Annotated in this window: 16 protein-coding genes; 1 reads left to right on the top strand and 15 read right to left on the bottom strand. The window is 37.5% G+C overall.

The window, feature by feature from the left end:
* Positions 1–4 precede the first annotated feature (4 nt).
* The 9 genes from RT41_RS03610 to RT41_RS03570 form a co-directional block, all read right to left on the bottom strand.
* Complete coding sequence (locus RT41_RS03610) at positions 5–1,339, bottom strand: aspartate aminotransferase family protein (protein WP_096817530.1); 1,335 nt, start codon at positions 1,337–1,339, stop codon at positions 5–7.
* A gap of 171 nt (positions 1,340–1,510) precedes the next feature.
* The gene (gene rplA, locus RT41_RS03605; RefSeq protein WP_096817528.1) at positions 1,511–2,200 is read right to left on the bottom strand and encodes a 50S ribosomal protein L1; all 690 of its coding nucleotides are present in this window, start codon (positions 2,198–2,200) and stop codon (positions 1,511–1,513) included.
* A gap of 313 nt (positions 2,201–2,513) precedes the next feature.
* A complete protein-coding gene (gene rplK, locus RT41_RS03600; RefSeq protein ID WP_096817526.1) occupies positions 2,514–2,939 on the bottom strand; it encodes a 50S ribosomal protein L11 in 426 nt (141 codons plus the stop codon).
* A 165-nt stretch (positions 2,940–3,104) separates the two neighbouring features.
* Positions 3,105–4,067, bottom strand: a complete 963-nt coding sequence (locus tag RT41_RS03595) for an FAD:protein FMN transferase (RefSeq protein WP_096817524.1) — start codon at positions 4,065–4,067, stop codon at positions 3,105–3,107.
* Positions 4,068–4,091: 24 nt separating this feature from the next.
* Positions 4,092–4,778, bottom strand: coding sequence for an NADPH-dependent FMN reductase (locus RT41_RS03590; RefSeq protein WP_096817522.1), 687 nt, complete (start codon positions 4,776–4,778; stop codon positions 4,092–4,094).
* A gap of 109 nt (positions 4,779–4,887) precedes the next feature.
* Positions 4,888–6,321 carry an amino acid permease gene (locus tag RT41_RS03585; protein ID WP_096817520.1) on the bottom strand — a complete coding sequence of 478 codons (1,434 nt, stop codon included), beginning with the start codon at positions 6,319–6,321 and terminating at the stop codon, positions 4,888–4,890.
* A gap of 195 nt (positions 6,322–6,516) precedes the next feature.
* The gene (locus RT41_RS03580) at positions 6,517–7,347 is read right to left on the bottom strand and encodes an amino acid ABC transporter substrate-binding protein (RefSeq protein ID WP_096817518.1); all 831 of its coding nucleotides are present in this window, start codon (positions 7,345–7,347) and stop codon (positions 6,517–6,519) included.
* Positions 7,348–7,379: 32 nt separating this feature from the next.
* Complete coding sequence (locus RT41_RS03575; protein WP_096817516.1) at positions 7,380–8,015, bottom strand: amino acid ABC transporter ATP-binding protein; 636 nt, start codon at positions 8,013–8,015, stop codon at positions 7,380–7,382.
* A 9-nt stretch (positions 8,016–8,024) separates the two neighbouring features.
* Positions 8,025–8,663 (bottom strand): amino acid ABC transporter permease, encoded by a 639-nt coding sequence (locus RT41_RS03570; RefSeq protein ID WP_054639117.1) that lies wholly within the window; start codon positions 8,661–8,663, stop codon positions 8,025–8,027.
* A 375-nt stretch (positions 8,664–9,038) separates the two neighbouring features.
* On the opposite strand from RT41_RS03570, the gene RT41_RS03565 reads away from it, so the two are divergent.
* Entirely contained in the window at positions 9,039–9,878 is an 840-nt protein-coding gene (locus RT41_RS03565) for a peptidylprolyl isomerase (RefSeq protein ID WP_096817514.1), read from the top strand.
* Between the two features lie 57 nt (positions 9,879–9,935).
* On the opposite strand, the gene RT41_RS03560 is transcribed toward RT41_RS03565, so the two are convergent.
* The 6 genes from RT41_RS03560 to RT41_RS03535 all read right to left on the bottom strand — a co-directional run bounded on the left by RT41_RS03560 (position 9,936) and on the right by RT41_RS03535 (position 16,791).
* On the bottom strand, positions 9,936–11,372 hold the full coding sequence (locus tag RT41_RS03560; protein ID WP_096817511.1) for a glycoside hydrolase family 1 protein: 1,437 nt from the start codon (positions 11,370–11,372) through the stop codon (positions 9,936–9,938).
* 42 nt (positions 11,373–11,414) lie between these two features.
* Positions 11,415–13,346, bottom strand: a complete 1,932-nt coding sequence (locus RT41_RS03555; RefSeq protein ID WP_096817510.1) for a beta-glucoside-specific PTS transporter subunit IIABC — start codon at positions 13,344–13,346, stop codon at positions 11,415–11,417.
* A gap of 16 nt (positions 13,347–13,362) precedes the next feature.
* The gene (gene licT / locus RT41_RS03550) at positions 13,363–14,205 is read right to left on the bottom strand and encodes a BglG family transcription antiterminator LicT (RefSeq protein WP_054639118.1); all 843 of its coding nucleotides are present in this window, start codon (positions 14,203–14,205) and stop codon (positions 13,363–13,365) included.
* A 167-nt stretch (positions 14,206–14,372) separates the two neighbouring features.
* Positions 14,373–15,326 (bottom strand): RluA family pseudouridine synthase, encoded by a 954-nt coding sequence (locus tag RT41_RS03545; protein WP_096817507.1) that lies wholly within the window; start codon positions 15,324–15,326, stop codon positions 14,373–14,375.
* 3 nt (positions 15,327–15,329) lie between these two features.
* Positions 15,330–16,142, bottom strand: coding sequence for an NAD kinase (locus RT41_RS03540; protein ID WP_096817505.1), 813 nt, complete (start codon positions 16,140–16,142; stop codon positions 15,330–15,332).
* Complete coding sequence (locus RT41_RS03535; RefSeq protein WP_096817633.1) at positions 16,129–16,791, bottom strand: GTP pyrophosphokinase; 663 nt, start codon at positions 16,789–16,791, stop codon at positions 16,129–16,131. The genes RT41_RS03540 and RT41_RS03535 overlap by 14 nt, the downstream gene beginning before the upstream one ends.
* Positions 16,792–16,794 lie beyond the last annotated feature (3 nt).

The raw sequence follows: 16,794 nt of genomic DNA, 5'->3' as shown, positions 1-16,794 counted from the left end.
TTTATCACCAGCCAATCGATTGGGCTTTTTCGGGTGACTCTATTTCATTATTATTCAAAGCTTCAAATGCTTTTTCTATTTTTGCTAAACCTTGACTCAATTGTTCGTCAGTAATGACAAGTGGTGGCTGAAAACGTAAGATGTTTCCCCTTAAGCTAATCATAATCACTCCTAATTGAAAGAGTTTATAAATAATTTTGGTCGTGGCATCAGGATCAGGACGACCATCTTCATCGACAATGTCAATCCCTCCATCTAATCCATACATACGGACATCTCCAATAAAATTATATTTGGTTTGCATTTTTTGGAAAAAGGCCTTAGCAATTTCGCCAAGTCGCGCTGAACGCTCCACAAGTTTTTCATCATTAATGACATCTAGAGTAGCGTGTGCAGCAGCAGCACAGACAGGATTCCCAGAAGTTGTAAAGACATGGGCTGGGGTATCTAGACTATCCAAAATTTCCGTTCGACCAATTAAAGCTGAGAAAGGCATCCCTGATGCTACTGATTTTCCTATGCTCATTAAATCTGGAGCGATATTAAAATGGTCTATCGACCACATTTTTCCAGACCGTCCAAATCCTTGATTAATTTCATCAACTGCAAAAACAATTCCGTGTTCTCTGGTAAAAGCGTACAGTTTTTCCATGTAAGCTTTCGGCGCAGCGATGATGCCGCCATCCCCCTGAATTCCCTCAATAATTACTCCAGCAACTTCTTCAACTGGTAACCAATTTTCAAATGGTTCCAGAAATGCTTCCCACATCCGATCTACAAATTCAGCTTCTGTTTCATTGGGTCGCATTTTATGTGTATCGGGAAATGGCATTTTAACAATATCCGGTAAAAGGGGCCCAATTTTACGTGACATATTCAGACTGACTCCGGATAAGGTGATTGAGCCATAAGTTGAGCCATGGTAAGCACCCGAAAAGCATATGATGTAAGGTCTACCTGTGTAACCGCGAGAAAATTTAATCATGGAGTCATTAGCATCAGATCCAGAAGTCCCCACCGCCACTTTTTTTGGAAAATCGCCTGGTGCTACATTTGCCAAACGTGTTAGCAATGACGATGTCACTTCATTCGCGTAATAAGCTGGAGTAAAATGAATCAATTTTGTAGCCTGCTCCTGTATGGCCTGAACGATTCTGGGGTGACAATGACCTGTATTTGCGGAAGATGCACTTGCTAAAAAATCTATGTACTCATTTCCTTCAACGTCATAAATAAGTGCTCCTTCACCATGGTCAATAACCATATCAAAATATTTGATGCGTGAACTTTTAGGTATATTTTCAGATTCACGTTCCAATATTTCCTGACTATTTTTCATAAAAACTCCTTTCTTCAATAATTGTTTCTCTAGTGTATTCTTTTTTTTCTAAATTGTCAAAATATTACCGTGTTTTCTATATAAATTAACTGAATTAAAATTTGAAAGCGGAAAATAAAAAAAAATGAAAATAAAAAAAAGAGCCTAAGCTCTTTTTCTATTTCGATTTAATTAAAATGATGCTGAATCAACTTTTACACCAGGACCCATTGTTGTTGTAACTGAGAGGTTAGTGATGTATGCACCTTTTGTAGCAGATGGTTTAGCAGCAACGATAACACTGTTCAAAGCTTTGAAGTTTTCAACAAGTTTTTCTGTTTCGAATGATACTTTACCGATTGGAACAAGTACGTTACCAGCTTTGTCAGCACGGTAGTTTACTTTACCAGCTTTTGATTCTGAAACTGCTTTAGTAACATCCATTGTTACTGTACCAGTTTTAGGATTTGGCATCAAGTTACGTGGTCCGAGGACACGTCCAAGACGTCCAACGATTGCCATCATGTCTGGAGTTGCGATTACAACATCGAAGTCCAACCAACCACCGTTGATTTTAGCGACGAATTCATCTGCACCAACGAAGTCTGCACCAGCTGCTTTAGCTTCTTCAGCTTTAGCACCACGAGCGAAAACGAGAACGCGAGCAGTTTTACCAGTTCCGTTAGGCAATACCATTGCTCCACGAATTTGTTGGTCAGATTTTTTAACGTCAATGTTAAGGTTGTAAGCAACTTCAACAGTTGCATCGAATTTAGCGAATGAAGTTTCTTTAGCAAGTGCTACTGCTTCTTCTACGCTGTAAAGTTTAGTTGCGTCAACTTTTTCGTAAGCTGCGCGCAAGTTTTTGCTTTTTTTAGCCATTTTTAATTTCTCCTTGTGGTAATATCGGTTTTTTCAGCACGAATGTGCTTTAAGCCTTCCACGATACGTGGATTGCATGTGTGACTTTTTCTGAACTTGTTCTTTTGCTCAATGGCTTCAATGTATCAAGGAAAGGATTCCTCAAAATACGATAACGGCAGTGAAAAAATGAAAATATTTTCCAAGTTTTAAGTGCTTGACAAGCGATTAAACAGTTTACAAATCTCGAAATTTTTTGTTATAGACAAATTTGAATTTACACCTCATCCTTTAGTAGAAAAATGTGTTCTTTCAATGTGCATCGCAAAAAATTTTAGTCAGTAACAGTGAATCCCATAGATTTAGCAGTACCTTCAATCATAGCCATCGCAGTTTCAACTGAAGATGCATTAAGGTCAGGCATCTTAAGTTCAGCAATTTCTTTGACTTGAGCTTTAGTTACAGATGCAACTTTTACAGTATTTGGAGTTCCTGAACCTTTTTGAACGCCTGCTGCTTTTTTCAAAAGAACTGCTGCTGGAGGAGTTTTTGTGATGAATGTGAATGATTTGTCTTCATATACTGAGATAACAACTGGAATGATCATACCAGCTTGATCAGCTGTACGAGCGTTGAATTCCTTTGTGAATCCCATGATGTTGACACCTGCTTGACCCAAAGCTGGACCAACTGGAGGAGCTGGTGTAGCTTTCCCTGCAGGAATTTGCAATTTAACGAGTTTTTCTACTTTTTTAGCCACGATAAATTTTCTCCTTATTAGTTTTCGTGATGTGGTATTTTGACTTCATTGAAGTCTCCCACGCCCAATACGCCATTAAAACGTACTTATCTATTTTACAGTAATAAGAGGCTTTTGTCAAAGACTTTATTTTATATGATAAAGACTGTCAGTGATGACAGTCTTTTAGGGAATAAGTTTGTATTCTGAATCAGTGATGTGAACATTCTTTTCATCTAGATTGACCAATTTTACTGTGCGATCTTTAAAAATAATAATTGCTGGATACTGATAATTTTGTGGCGCCTCATCTGCAAAAAATAAGCGTGTCGATTCTATTTCACCAACAATGGACTTGTCCGTAATGACCGTCACACTCGCAATATCATTGTCATGCGGGTAGCCTGTTTTAGAATCAATAATGTGATGATAAGACCGGTCGCCAACATCAAGATGTCTTTCTGAAATCCCAGACGTCACAAATGATTTTGCCCCTGTCAAAACTTGTAAAACATTCTTTTTATTCTTTTCAAGCGGATTTCGCACGCCAATACGCCATTTTTTATCATTATGATGGGGGGCATCTCCCATCAATAAAAGATTACCTCCCAGATTGATAATCCCTGATTCAACTCCATAAGCCTGCCACAAATTTTTGATACGATCGGCAATATATCCTTTCGCAATGCCGCCAAGATCCAGAGACATCCCTTCCTTTGTAAGAAAAATGGTTTGATTTTGGTCATCAAATTGTACAAATTCTGGATCAATCACTTCCATTTTTTCAGCAATTTCATCAGGATGTGGTAGTCTTGCATCGGAAAATCCGATGCGCCATAAATTTACTAATGGACCAAGGGTTACGTTAAATCCAAATTTTTCCAAACTTTCTTTAATTGCGATTTTAGACAAATGATAAACGGGTTCTGAAACTTGAATTGGCATACGACCTGCAGCCTTATTTACATCTATTATTTCTGAATCTGCTCGATTTACAGTGAAAATGTCTTCATAATATTGAATCAGTTTGAAAGCTTCGTCTAAAATTTTTTCATCCGACCAACCAAAAACAGCCAATTTTATTGATGTTCCCATTGCTTCATAGGTCTTTGCAACCTGATGACGAGCTAAGTCTTTAATTTCTACCATCTTATTCTTTAATTCCTCTCCAACTTAGGCAAATAAACTTGTCCCGTCGTCCAAATCCTCAGTTGAACCAGTATCTGCGTCATCTTCAAAAGGAAGACCGAGACTTGCATCTTCAATCCACCACTGTTCTGAAACATCATCAATGAATTGTGGTTGTTTTTCTTTAGCAGGATTTATGACTTTTACGAAGCCAACAAAATTATTGAAACAATGTTCCAACCAATGAATCGTCTTTTCCTCTGTCAGATCACCTCTTTCTGAAAAACTTTGACTTGCACGACCTAATAAAAACTGATTACCTGGTAAAACAAAAGCATCAATCCCAGGAGAATTCAAAATTTGTCGTAGGTTTTCTTGGGCAAATACGGTCCCCATATTACCTAGAGATGCCCCAACAATCATGATTGGTTTCTTAGTCAGTGGATGCTCATCCCCCCATGAAAGCCACTCTAAAACTGATTTCAAGGCGGCAGTAATTGAATGGTCATATTCCGGTGTACTAATAATTAAGCCATCTGCTTCCGCAATTTTATTAGACAAGAACAAGACGCTGTCCGGTCTGTCAAGAGTGTCTTCTGAAAAAAGAGGAAGGTCACTAATTTCAAGTACATCAATTTGTGCCAATTGACCAAATCTTTTCTTCATGTACCACAACAATTTACGATTGTATGAATAACTTGCATTGGTCCCAACGAGTGCCACTAATTTCATGATATACCTCCACCTTATTTTTCATTTTAAATGATTGATACATTTATGTCAATTATATTTTTTATTATTCGATTTACTCTATAAAAAAAGAGCTACTGCTCTTTTAAACTTATTTTTCACGACTCAAATCAACTTCAGTAAGTGGAATAATTTTTGTATTGTATTTCCATTTGTATCCAAAATAAAGCAAAATAAACATTGGCAAAGCTGCATAAGTTGCTAAAGCTTGTCCCCATTGTGGGCTAAATAATTGTGCAGGGTCTAAATTTATCATAATCGCTGCCGTCATTAGCAGAGCAAGTAAAGGACCGATTGGGAATAATTTCGCTTGATAAGGCAAGTCGTTTAAGTCCTTTCCTTGAGTCAAGTAAGCCCTCCGGAAACGAATATGACTGACAGAAATACCAAACCATGCAAGAAAACCGGTCAGTGATGACAAATCAACCAAAAACAGATAAATTTGTGTTCCAAAAATCCCTGTCAAGAAGGTAATAAAACAAATGATTGATGTCGCCAACAATGCAATCACCGGAATTCCATTTTTCGCCGTTCGTCCAAAAATTTTCGGTGCCCCATGCTCTTGTCCCAAGGAATACAAGATTCGAGTTGACGCGTACATAACAGAATTTGCTGAGGACACAACTGATGTCAAAATCACCGCATTCATAACTGAAGCTGCAAGAGCAAAGCCTATATTCTTAAAGACAATGGTGAAGGGACTCATTACAGCGGTTGAATTGGGATTCAACAACCGAGGGTCCTTGTAATTAATAATCGCTGCAATTACAATAATCGTAAAAATATAAAAAAGTAAAATACGCCAGAAAATTGAATTCATCGCTTTGGGAATTGATTTTTCAGGATTCTCAGTTTCGCCAGCCGTTACTCCTAAAAGCTCCGTTCCTTGGAAAGAGAATCCTGCAATAAGGAGAACGCCCACAAAGCCAGAAATGCCTCCAACAAAGCCGTGATTCCCTGCTGTTAAATTCTTTGCTACATCAACTGACCCTTGTCCCAGGATTCCAAAAATAGTCAAGACACCAACGATTAAGAAAATAACTATAGTAATCACTTTAATTGTAGACAACCAATATTCTGTTTCTCCGAAGGCCCTAACAGCCAAAACATTGATGATAAAAATTAGAATGGTCGCAATTCCAGAAAAAACCCAAGCGTGCACGTGAGGAAACCAGAATTGAGTAATCAAACCTGCTGTCGTCAAATCAACAGCAATTGTAATTGCCCCATTAAGCCAATAATTCCATCCCAAGGCAAAACCAAATGCTGGATCAACATAACGGCTACCATAATCCGAAAATGAACCGGAGGTCGGAAAATAAGTTGCCATTTCCCCCAACGATGTCATGACAAAATAAACCATCACACCAATGAAAATATAGGCCAAAACCGATCCAATTGGTCCTGCTTGACTAATTGTTGCCCCAGAAGTCAAAAATAAACCAGTACCAATCGTACCTCCCAGAGCGATCATCGTAATGTGACGCTGCTTTAAATTTCTTTTCACTTGATTTTTTTCTTCCAAAATAGTTCCTCGATTGATTCAGTGTTCAAATAAATTGTATTTTATTACATTCTATTCGTTCTATATTTTATCACAAAACATTCAATAAACCACGTATAACTTGCCCAAAATTACATTTTTATACACTATACCAATTTATTTCAATATCTTGAACAAATTCTTCAATAGTACTCAGTCAGCGCCCATCGTGAGCCATTATTTCGTCACTGGATAGACATCTTTTCCGAACCATCTTTCAGAAATTGTTTTGAATTCACCATTCGCAACAAGCTTGTTGATTCCTGCATTAATCTTTTCAATCAAGACAGAATCTGCCTTCCGTGCACCAACAGCCATCGGTGAGCTCTCAAAGTCCACCGGAATCGAATTAAACAAGTTAGTTTCATTTGATTGCTTCAGATAATAATTGGCATAAACTTGGTCAACGAGAAGGGCATCAATCCGCCCATTCTTGACGTCTAGCAAACCTTGTTCAAAAGTTGAATATTGAACGATTGTTTTACCAGCAACTAAATCCTTCAATTTAGTTGGTTGATCATTAAAGACTTGATATTGAGAAGAACCTGATTGCGCCCCAATAGTTTTCCCTTTCATTTCAGAAATTTTAGTGATGTCCGATGATTTTTTCGTTAAAAGGATATCCCCTCCTTCCATGTATGGCTCTGAAAATTTGACCAATTTTTCACGTTCTGGAGTGACCGAATAACCATTCCAGATTAAATCAATGTTCCCATTTTTTAATTCTTGTTCTTTTAGTGACCAAGTGATCGGCTGCCATTTTACTTTAATTCCATATGTTTTAAAAACAGCATTTGCTAAATCAATATCGAAGCCCTTATTTGTGCCATCTTTATCCTTAAAGCCCATTGGCACAAAGGTATTATCAAAGCCAATCGTAATTGTTTTCGATTTCTCTACCTTTTGCCATGTATTCTCATTTGTCGTACTCGCTTTCCCGCAAGCACTGAGTGTAATAAGACAGATTGTTACAATGACTGCGACCATCATTTTAGTTAAATTTTTCATCGTTTTTCTTCTTTCTATTGTATGAATGTAAATCAATCACGCGGGTTGACTTTTAATATCTGATCAGCAATTTTTTCAGCAAAAATGGGATCATGTGTAACAACAATTTGTGTCATTCCCAACATTTTATTTTCGATAATCATGTCAGCGACTTGGTCACGTAATTCAGTATCCAATGCTGACGTTGGCTCATCGTAACCAATAATTTCAGGGTCAATCATCATCGCTCGCGCCAATGCAACACGTTGTTTTTGTCCACCCGACAATGAATAGGGATATGCATTTTCAAAATCAGATAAATCTAGTCTTTCAAGAGCCTCCCTTGCCTTATCAATCGCTTTTATCTTGTTCATTTTTTGAGTATAGATTGGACTCAATGTTAAATTTTCAAGAACAGTTTTATGTGGAAATAGTTGGAAATCTTGGAAAACAAAGCCTAAAATATTTTTATCGAAGGATTCATTTTTCAAATCATAGCTTTCATTATTGAAAATAATTGTCGCCTCATCAATTTTTTCCAGACCTGCCAACATCCTAAGTAATGTCGTTTTTCCTCCACCTGAAGGCCCTAAAATGACTAACACTTCATTGTCATTGAATGTAAAATTGAATTGATCAAAAATAATTTTATCTCCAAATTTTTTGGTTAAATTTTTAATTTCGAGCATTTTATCTCCTTATTTATAAATATTGAATCGTTTTTCAGCCAGCCTTGAAATGATGGTTAGAATGCCATTAAATAATAAATAGAATAACCCTGCAATATAAATTGGAACAAGTGTAATATCTCTATTCATTGCCGTTTGAGCAGCTAAAGTAACATCCATAATTCCTACTACATAAACCAATGATGAATCTTTAACAAGATTAATCACTTCGTTCATCACAGATGGGAGAACAATTTTGACAACTTGAGGCAATACAATTAGGCGTGTGGTTTGCCATTTGCTTAATTTTAAAACCTGCGCGGCCTCATATTGTCCTTTGGGAATTGCAGCAAGCCCCCCACGAAAAATTTCTGCAAAATAGGCTGCATAATTCAGTACAAAGGCAATTAATACAGATGTCAAACGGTCTGAAATGGTAATTCCAATGAGCGGAAGACCAAAGTAAACCGTAATGATTTGTAGCAGTAAAGGTGTACCACGCATCACCCAAATATACAAATTGAAAATCCATTTTAAAAACGGGAGACGGAGTAAATAGGCGATAATAACTCCTAGTGGAATTGAAATGAGAAGTGTAATAGCAAAGACTTGTAAGGTGACAATAAATCCTTGGGCTAACTGTGGCAGAATACTAATGGTGTAGGACATGATTTCCCTTTCTTATTTATTAAATATCCGAAATATTCAGACGATTATTTTTATATAAAAAACCTTTGCATAAATTCTCTTTTTTAGAGCAAAGGCGAGTACAAGTAACAAAAAAAGACCAGTTGTCTTTACAACCGGTCTTTTATCAGAATCACCGGCATAGATACTTGAGCGTACTCTAAAGCTGTATCTATACCAAACGTACGACACAACTTTTATCTATGCACATGATGATGGACAGTAGTTAAATTTGCATTATACATTTTGTGATCCCCTTTCTTAATTTTTATTCATTATAAACTATTCTAAAAAAAATTGCAAGTAAAAGTTTGAATATTAATTCATAAAACATATATTTTGTGTTAAAATAGCACTATGGAAACGAAAACAAATAAAAATATCATCCTCACAATTGGTGGGGTAATTCTTGTTGTCGTCATTGGACTACTTATCTACTTCGCTAACCAACCTGCGAAAAATGATACAAGTACAAAGACATCAACTACAGAATCTTCTAAAACATCTTCTTCAAGCGTTGCTGGTCAAGGCACGGGGATTGATGGCTCACAAACAACTCAAGAAAAACTTGATAAGTCAAATTTGCCACAATTGACATCAACAGTCAGCACTGACGAAGCAGAAGTTCAACTTCAGACGAGCCTAGGTAACATTGACATCAAACTTTTCCCTAAACTGGCACCTCATGCCGTTCAAAATTTCCTAGCTTTGGCTAAAGAAGGCTACTACAAAAATAATGAATTTTTCCGTGTCATCAATGATTTCATGATTCAAACAGGAGATCCATCAAACAAAGGAACAGGGAGTAAAGTCGTTTCTGCTGTGAATGGCGGCAAATCATTTGACACTGAAATTTCAAATGAACTTTACAATATTCGTGGCGCTGTTGCATTAGCTAACACTGGTGCAGCAAGCTCAAGTAGCTCACAATTTTTCATTGTTCAAAACAGTCAAGATATGACGAGCCAACTCAACAATTACCTTCGTCCAACAAAAATTGCTGATGCATACAAAAAAGGAGGATACCCAAGTCTTGACGGCTCATATACTGTTTTTGGTCAAGTTGTTTCTGGCATGGATATCGTCGATAAAATAGCATCAGCTAAAGTGACAACAAATTCTTCAGGAGAAGCATCTTCCCCAGTAGATCCAGTCAAAATTATAGCAGTCAAAATTGTTAAAGATTGGAAGTTCTAAAAAAATAAAAAACCTTGTCATTAATGACAAGGTTTTTATTTACGCTAAATTGAAAAATTATAAAATATCTCCATTACTTTCAATCACTTTTTTGTACCAATAAAATGATTTTTTAGGAGTGCGATCAAGTGTTCCATTGCCATCATCGTCTAAATCCACATAAATAAAGCCGTAACGTTTACTCATTTCACCAGTTGAAGCACTGACCAAATCAATACACCCCCAAGGCGTGTAACCCATTAGATCCACTCCATCTTGAATCGCTTCAGCCATTGCTTCAATGTGCTCACGAAGATAATTAATCCGATAATCATCTTGAATCATACTTCCAACCACTTCGTCTTTTGCTCCGAGTCCATTTTCCACAACAAAGACAGGTTTTTGATAACGATTATAAAGTTCGTTCAAAGCAATTCGTAGGCCTTCCGGATCAATTTGCCAGCCCCATTCGCTGGCCTTTAAAAATGGGTTCCGCACGCCTCCCAATAAATTTCCAGCAATTTCATCTGGTTGTTCTGTTGTCACATTAACAGCTGAAGACATATAATAGCTAAAACCAACATAATCAACAGGATAAGTATTTAATAGGTCGAGATCATTAGGAGTAATATCAAGTTCATCAAAAGAAGTTCCATGATTTCTTAACATTCGCTCCGTGTAGGCAGGGTATTGGCCTCGAACTTGCACATCCGCGCAGTAATAATTAAATTCTTGATTTTGAACCATCGTTGCCGCTTGATTGACTGGGTCAGAATCTATACTGTAGGTGGTAGCATATATAATCATACAACCAATTTTCAATTCAGGGTTTAATTCATGACCAATTTTAACGGCTTTTGCACTTGCCACAAATTGATTGTGCCATGCTTGTGCAATATTCTTGAAGTCGCCAGCACCACTCGATTTGACCATTCCCTGGCTTAAAGCAGGGAAATGGAAAGCCGAATTAATTTCATTAAAAGTCATACAGTATTTGACTTTCTTATAAAAACGATTCAAAACAACTGAGGCATAATTTTCATAAAAAGCAATGAGTTGGCGATTCTTCCATCCCCCATATTCTTTAGCCAAAACCAGTGGCATTTCATAATGTGAAATAGTAATAACTGGTTCAATTCCATATTCTAGGCAAGTATCAATGATTTTTTCATAGAAAGCAAGTCCTGCTTCATTTGGTGTTTTTTCATCCCCCCGTGGGAAAATTCTTGTCCAGGCAATCGAAAATCGGTAGCATTTAAACCCCATTTCAGCGAACAATTTAATATCTTCCTCGAAACGTTCGTAATGCTCAATCCCACGATGGTTAGGGTAAATGAATTTTTTATCGTCAATTTCCCAATTGAAATCATTACTGGCTAAAACACTCATCCTTTGCTTCCCACCAGGCATTGCATCGGCGACAGATAGACCTTTTCCAGCTTGATCAAACCCTCCCTCAAGTTGATTCGCCGCCGTCGCGCCACCCCATAAAAATCCTTTTGGAAATGTTGTCATTGTATTCTCCTTTTTCAATTTAATGAATAAATATTATTTGAATTATCTTAAAATAGTCATAAGATAGTCACCAGCTTGAAGTTCATGCTCCTCTGTTGGCAAAGTATCTTGGGCTTCACTCGTTACAACAATGGGTGTAATTGTAGAATACCCTTTTTGTTTAATTAAATCAAGGTCAACATCCATTAATTTTTGTCCTGCTAGAACTTTATCTCCTTCTTTCACAAAAGCGGTGAAACCTTCTCCTTCTAACTGAACAGTATCCATACCGATGTGAATAAGAATCTCCGTTCCATTTTCAGTGACTAGGCCAATCGCGTGTTTCGTAGGAAATACGAATTGAATGGTTCCATTCGTGGGAGCGACTAATTCTCCTATACGAGGTTCGATTGCAACCCCCATACCAAATGTCCCTGATGCAAAAACAGGGTCCGGTGTATCACGAAGTGGGATAAGACGGCCTGAAAAAGGAGAGGCAATGATTTCTTTAATGTTCAGTTTTTCAGAAGGTGTGACTACACTTTCGTGTACATCATTTGTTTGACTTTCATCACTTATCTCTGCTTTCTCATAAAGTTTTGGTATTTTGACAAACATAGTAAGAATGAAGGCTAAAACAAAGGCTAAGACAGTTGTCATGATATAAACGTAAAGGTTTCCCAATCCAGATTTGGCAGTAAAATAACTTAGATAACTAAATACACCTAAGCCTCCAACCATATACATGCGAAGGTTGAAGAACCCACCAATTCCACATGCGATCGCGGCTGAAATACAACTCATAATGAATGGGGTTTTCATTGGTAATGTGATCCCATATATACTGGGTTCCGTGACTCCGAAAAGGCCCGAGATAAAGGCAGGAACTGAGAGTTGTTTTACTTTCTTCTCTTTTGTTCGAATCATAACTGCCAACAAAGCGCCAATTTGCGCAAAACTAACGGCCATCGCTGGCCCAACAATGGGATCATAGCCCAGTGTAGCTAAATTATTCATTGCAATAGGAATTAACCCCCAATGCAATCCAAACATAACAAGAACCTGCCAAAAGCCTCCAATTAGTGCTCCAGAAAGCCATGGAGCAAATGAATTGACTAAGGCAATTCCATTCCCAACCGCAGCCGATGCCCATGTTAATATTGGACCAATGATTAAAATAGATACTGGGACAGTAATTAATAAAGTCATGAAGGGAACAATAAATAATTTAACAACTTCTGGGACTACTTTTTTTAACCACTTCTCTATTTTTGATGCAAAGAAGATGGCAAAAATGATAGGAACGACGGTTGAATAATAGGATTGGATGATAACTGGTAGTCCAAAAAAGGTGTAGTGTATTGGACTTTCAAACATTGTCCCCTTAAAAAGCGTATATAAAGGGTGTCCGGTTGTTGGATTAACTAATGAAGGATAAAGCATCGCTCCTGCAATGGCCATTGCTGTGAATTTATTAATTTTGAACTTCTTAGATGCAGTATAGGCTAGGAAAAATGGAAGAAATTGGAAGAATCCGTCACCAGCCGCTTGGATTAGAAGATAAGTACCAGAAGTCGTAGAGAAACCAAAAGCCGCAAGTAAAGCAGCAAGACCTTTCAACATTCCCGCTGCTGCTAGTGGGCCAAGAATGGGTTGGAAAAGGCCTGACATCAATTGAATAAAACGATTGAACAAACTTCCTTTTGGTGCATCAACTACATCCTCTGACTTATTAGCTCCGGATAAATTACCAACTCGATTGACTGCATCAAAAACATCGGGTACTTCATTTCCTATAACAACTTGATATTGTCCTCCAGATTTAACAACGGTTACCACACCCTCACGCTGTTTAAGATAATCATCATCAGCCAAGCCCTCATCTTTCAAACGAAAACGTAACCGCGTAATACAATGAACGAGGTCAATCACGTTATCTCGTCCTCCAACATGGTCAAGGATGTCCTTAGCCAATTCATCATAATTCTTCGTCATTTTTTCTCCTTCTGGCTTAATTTTCAATTTCGGTAACCAAACGCTGAATATGTAAGGTTAGGTATGCAATTTCATCGGTATCCAACTTGTATCCTCTTTGTTCAAGAAGGTAGGTTACTATTTTGTCAACACACTGAGATGCTTCTGGATACTTATTTTTTACTTGTTCATAAAGAAAAGGATCCATCATTTTTGTTGTACCATCTCCAGAAATGAGACGTTGCCCCAAATAATGAAGATGCGTAATCACACGTTGAAAACTCAACGAATTTTCATCAAAACTGATGTGGTAATGAACACGAACAATTTTTAAAATATCATCAATAATATGAGTAATTTCATAAGTGTTCCGAAATATCCCATTCTCTTGTCTGGCATTAACAAAATGTAAGGCTAGTGCCGCGGCTTCATCTTCATCCAAATCAAGTTCAAGACTTCTATTCATTCGTTGAATGTACTTTTTACTTAAATTAAACTCATCTGGATAAAACTTTCGAACTTCCCAAACAAGAGGATTTTTAATTTTCAATCCTTCACGGGCACGCTCTACTGCGAAATGAATATGGTCGGCAAGTGAGACATATAAACTTAGAAAATAGTTCTGATGTAAGGTTTGTTCAGCCTCTTTTATAAGCCCAACAACAAGATCAATTTCTTCTGGCGGAAGTTGCTCATAAAGATCAAGAAGCGAATCTCGCATGCTTTTTCTTAGAAAAGTGAATTCTTTTTCAACTGCACTTTCTTCAACATTATCGCCCGCTTTTTTCTTAAACCCAATCCCCTTCCCCATAACGAACTTTTCTTCATGATTCGAGTTGACTAACAAGGCATTATTATTAAATACCTTTACGATCTGCATTTTAACTCCTCTCTCGGACAAAACAAAAGACCGAAACAAAACTATACTTGACCATTCTGGCCAAAGCACGTGTTCATTTCGGTCTCGCCGGCATTACCCGTCACAATCCTTAATTATTTGATTCCATTATATCATCATTTCAATTTTTTGCAAGCGTAAACATATCATTATTTTAATAAATTTTTCATATCATCCGGCATATCTAATTCAATCTCGATTAATTCTTCTGTGAATGGATGAACGAATTGTAAGTGGTGACAATGAAGTGCTTGTCGTGGCAAGTGTTCATGGTTTCCACCATAAAGATCATCTCCGATGAGAGACAAACCAAGATGTGAAAAATGAACTCTTATTTGATGTGTTCGTCCAGTATGCAATATAATATCTAAAAGATCAAAGCCATTTCTTTTTTGAACAATTTTAAAGGAGGTACTTGCCGATTTGCTCCCTTCGTCAAAGCGAACTTGCCGCTGAATAATTGAACCATCCAGTCGACCAATAGGCAAATTTATTTCTCCTTCATCAGGTAATACTTGACCTGATTGGCGCAAGTTCTCGCTGACCATCGCTTGTTCTTCTTCTGTCAACACAGACAACGGGGTAACTGCATTAACGATGGCAAAATAGTGTTTCTGTAAAGTTGAACGGTACTTAGAGCCCATATTCATCAATGCGTGTGCATACCGATGCTTTGAAAAAAACATTATACCACTCGTATCACGGTCAAGCCGTGTAATAATATGCACCGCTTGATTGGCATAACCTTGTCGACTAATATAACCTTTCACAGCGTTCGACATGGCCCCGTTTGGATGGACAGCACCCGTTATTGAAGGAACTCCTGCAGGCTTATTCACGACTAAATAATGCTCATCTTCAAACAAAATATCCAAAGGAGTATCCTCTGGAGTCAAGAACTCATTATCTGGCTCATCGGGTACAATAATTGTAACAATATCACCAATTTTGAGTCGATAAATTGCATTTTGCTCTACTTGATTAACTAAAATTTTCCCGCCATCGAATTTAATATTAGATAAGAGTCTTTTAGAAACACCATGTCGCCTAAGTAGTCCCTTGACCATTGAATGATCAATTTCATTTGTAAAGGAAAATTGCACGTCTTACTCCACTTCTCCGATGAAGGAAGTCCGAACACGTTCCCAAAATGGGGTGTGGGCACAATTGGCAAAAGCAATAGTAGCGCCATCAAGGCTATATTCAATTGATTTAATATTTTGATATTCAAAAGTAAGTTGATCAAAAGTCAAGCTATAGTCATCTTCGCGTGCTGGTATTACCGTTATAAGATCTTTTTTTGCAACAATCATTGGTGAACCCAATGTTCGATAAACGCGATTATTCAAACTGGCTATTTCCGCAATCTGCATGGCCTCAACGCGAGGATGCATGACCGCTCCCCCAATTGATTTATTATAAGCCGTTGAACCCGTTGGCGTAGAAATGGACAAACCATCACCACGAAAACGTTCGAAAAGATAATCTGAGATTTTCACATCGCCAAGCATCGTTTTGCTCGCGCGACGAATCGTTGACTCATTTAAAACGTGCCGAACAATTTGATAGCCGTCATCAAAATTGACCTGTACTTTCACTAATGGGTATCGAACAGCTTCTTTAGAATTTTCTTTTTGTAGCGCGTCAACCACATCAAACAAGTCATCGTCTGTGAAATCCGTATAAAACCCCAAGTGTCCAGTATGAACGCCTAAAAATCGAACGTTGTCTAATTGATACTCATACATATGCATGGCACGCAAAAGAGTTCCGTCTCCACCAACAGATACAACAATTTCAGGATTAATATCATCAAAAATAAAATGTTCTGCACGTAGAAGTTTTCTCAATGCACTTACGGTTTTTTTCGATTTTTCACTCGAATTGCCAATCAGCCAAATTTTTTTACCAAAATTCATCTTCTTCTCCGTGTTCCTTTTTATAATCTGCAAGTGCTTGTGGGCTATCAAATAGTAATTGAGCTTCTTGAATTTCTTCACGAATGATTGACATTTCGAGGTCCATAGACGCGGCCTCACGCGCTGCATTTGTCAATCGAACTTTGACATCTTCAGGAATCATCCCACCGTATTTATAATTCAAGCTATGTTCAATTGTTGCCCAGAAATTCATAGCCAATGTGCGAATTTGAATTTCAGCGTTAATAATTCTAAAACCATCAATTGTATCAATGGGATATTGAATGATCACATGATAAGACCGATAACCTGAAACTTTCTGATTATTAATATAATCGCGTTCTTCAATAATCTTGAAGTCATTGCGTTTCTTCAACAAATCCAAAACTTCCCAAATATCCTCAACAAATTGGACCATGATCCGAATGCCAGCAATATCTTCCATTTCGGATAAATTATCACGCGTATAACTTCTTTTGCGGGCTTTTTTTAAAATTGAATCACGACGCTTAACACGCCCAGTAACAAATTCAATGGGCGAATAGATTCCTTTTTTCAAATATTGTTTACGAACACCACGCAGTTTAATTTTTAGTTCCCCGACGGTCTGCACGTAAGGGTCAAGAAAATCTTCCCAATCAAAGCTCATATT

The sequence above is a fragment of the Lactococcus fujiensis JCM 16395 genome, assembly GCF_002441655.1.
Classification (GTDB): domain Bacteria; phylum Bacillota; class Bacilli; order Lactobacillales; family Streptococcaceae; genus Lactococcus; species Lactococcus fujiensis.
This window is presented reverse-complemented; position numbering and strand designations above follow the sequence as displayed.

Coding starts and splice junctions, on each gene's coding strand:
- RT41_RS03610 (WP_096817530.1), bottom strand. CDS start 1,339: ATGAAAAATAGTCAGGAAATATTGGAACGTGAATCTGAAAATATACCT.
- rplA (WP_096817528.1), bottom strand. CDS start 2,200: ATGGCTAAAAAAAGCAAAAACTTGCGCGCAGCTTACGAAAAAGTTGAC.
- RT41_RS03595 (WP_096817524.1), bottom strand. CDS start 4,067: ATGGTAGAAATTAAAGACTTAGCTCGTCATCAGGTTGCAAAGACCTAT.
- RT41_RS03590 (WP_096817522.1), bottom strand. CDS start 4,778: ATGAAATTAGTGGCACTCGTTGGGACCAATGCAAGTTATTCATACAAT.
- RT41_RS03580 (WP_096817518.1), bottom strand. CDS start 7,347: ATGAAAAATTTAACTAAAATGATGGTCGCAGTCATTGTAACAATCTGT.
- RT41_RS03575 (WP_096817516.1), bottom strand. CDS start 8,015: ATGCTCGAAATTAAAAATTTAACCAAAAAATTTGGAGATAAAATTATT.
- RT41_RS03570 (WP_054639117.1), bottom strand. CDS start 8,663: ATGTCCTACACCATTAGTATTCTGCCACAGTTAGCCCAAGGATTTATT.
- RT41_RS03565 (WP_096817514.1), top strand. CDS start 9,039: ATGGAAACGAAAACAAATAAAAATATCATCCTCACAATTGGTGGGGTA.
- RT41_RS03560 (WP_096817511.1), bottom strand. CDS start 11,372: ATGACAACATTTCCAAAAGGATTTTTATGGGGTGGCGCGACGGCGGCG.
- RT41_RS03555 (WP_096817510.1), bottom strand. CDS start 13,346: ATGACGAAGAATTATGATGAATTGGCTAAGGACATCCTTGACCATGTT.
- licT (WP_054639118.1), bottom strand. CDS start 14,205: ATGCAGATCGTAAAGGTATTTAATAATAATGCCTTGTTAGTCAACTCG.
- RT41_RS03540 (WP_096817505.1), bottom strand. CDS start 16,142: ATGAATTTTGGTAAAAAAATTTGGCTGATTGGCAATTCGAGTGAAAAA.
- RT41_RS03535 (WP_096817633.1), bottom strand. CDS start 16,791: ATGAGCTTTGATTGGGAAGATTTTCTTGACCCTTACGTGCAGACCGTC.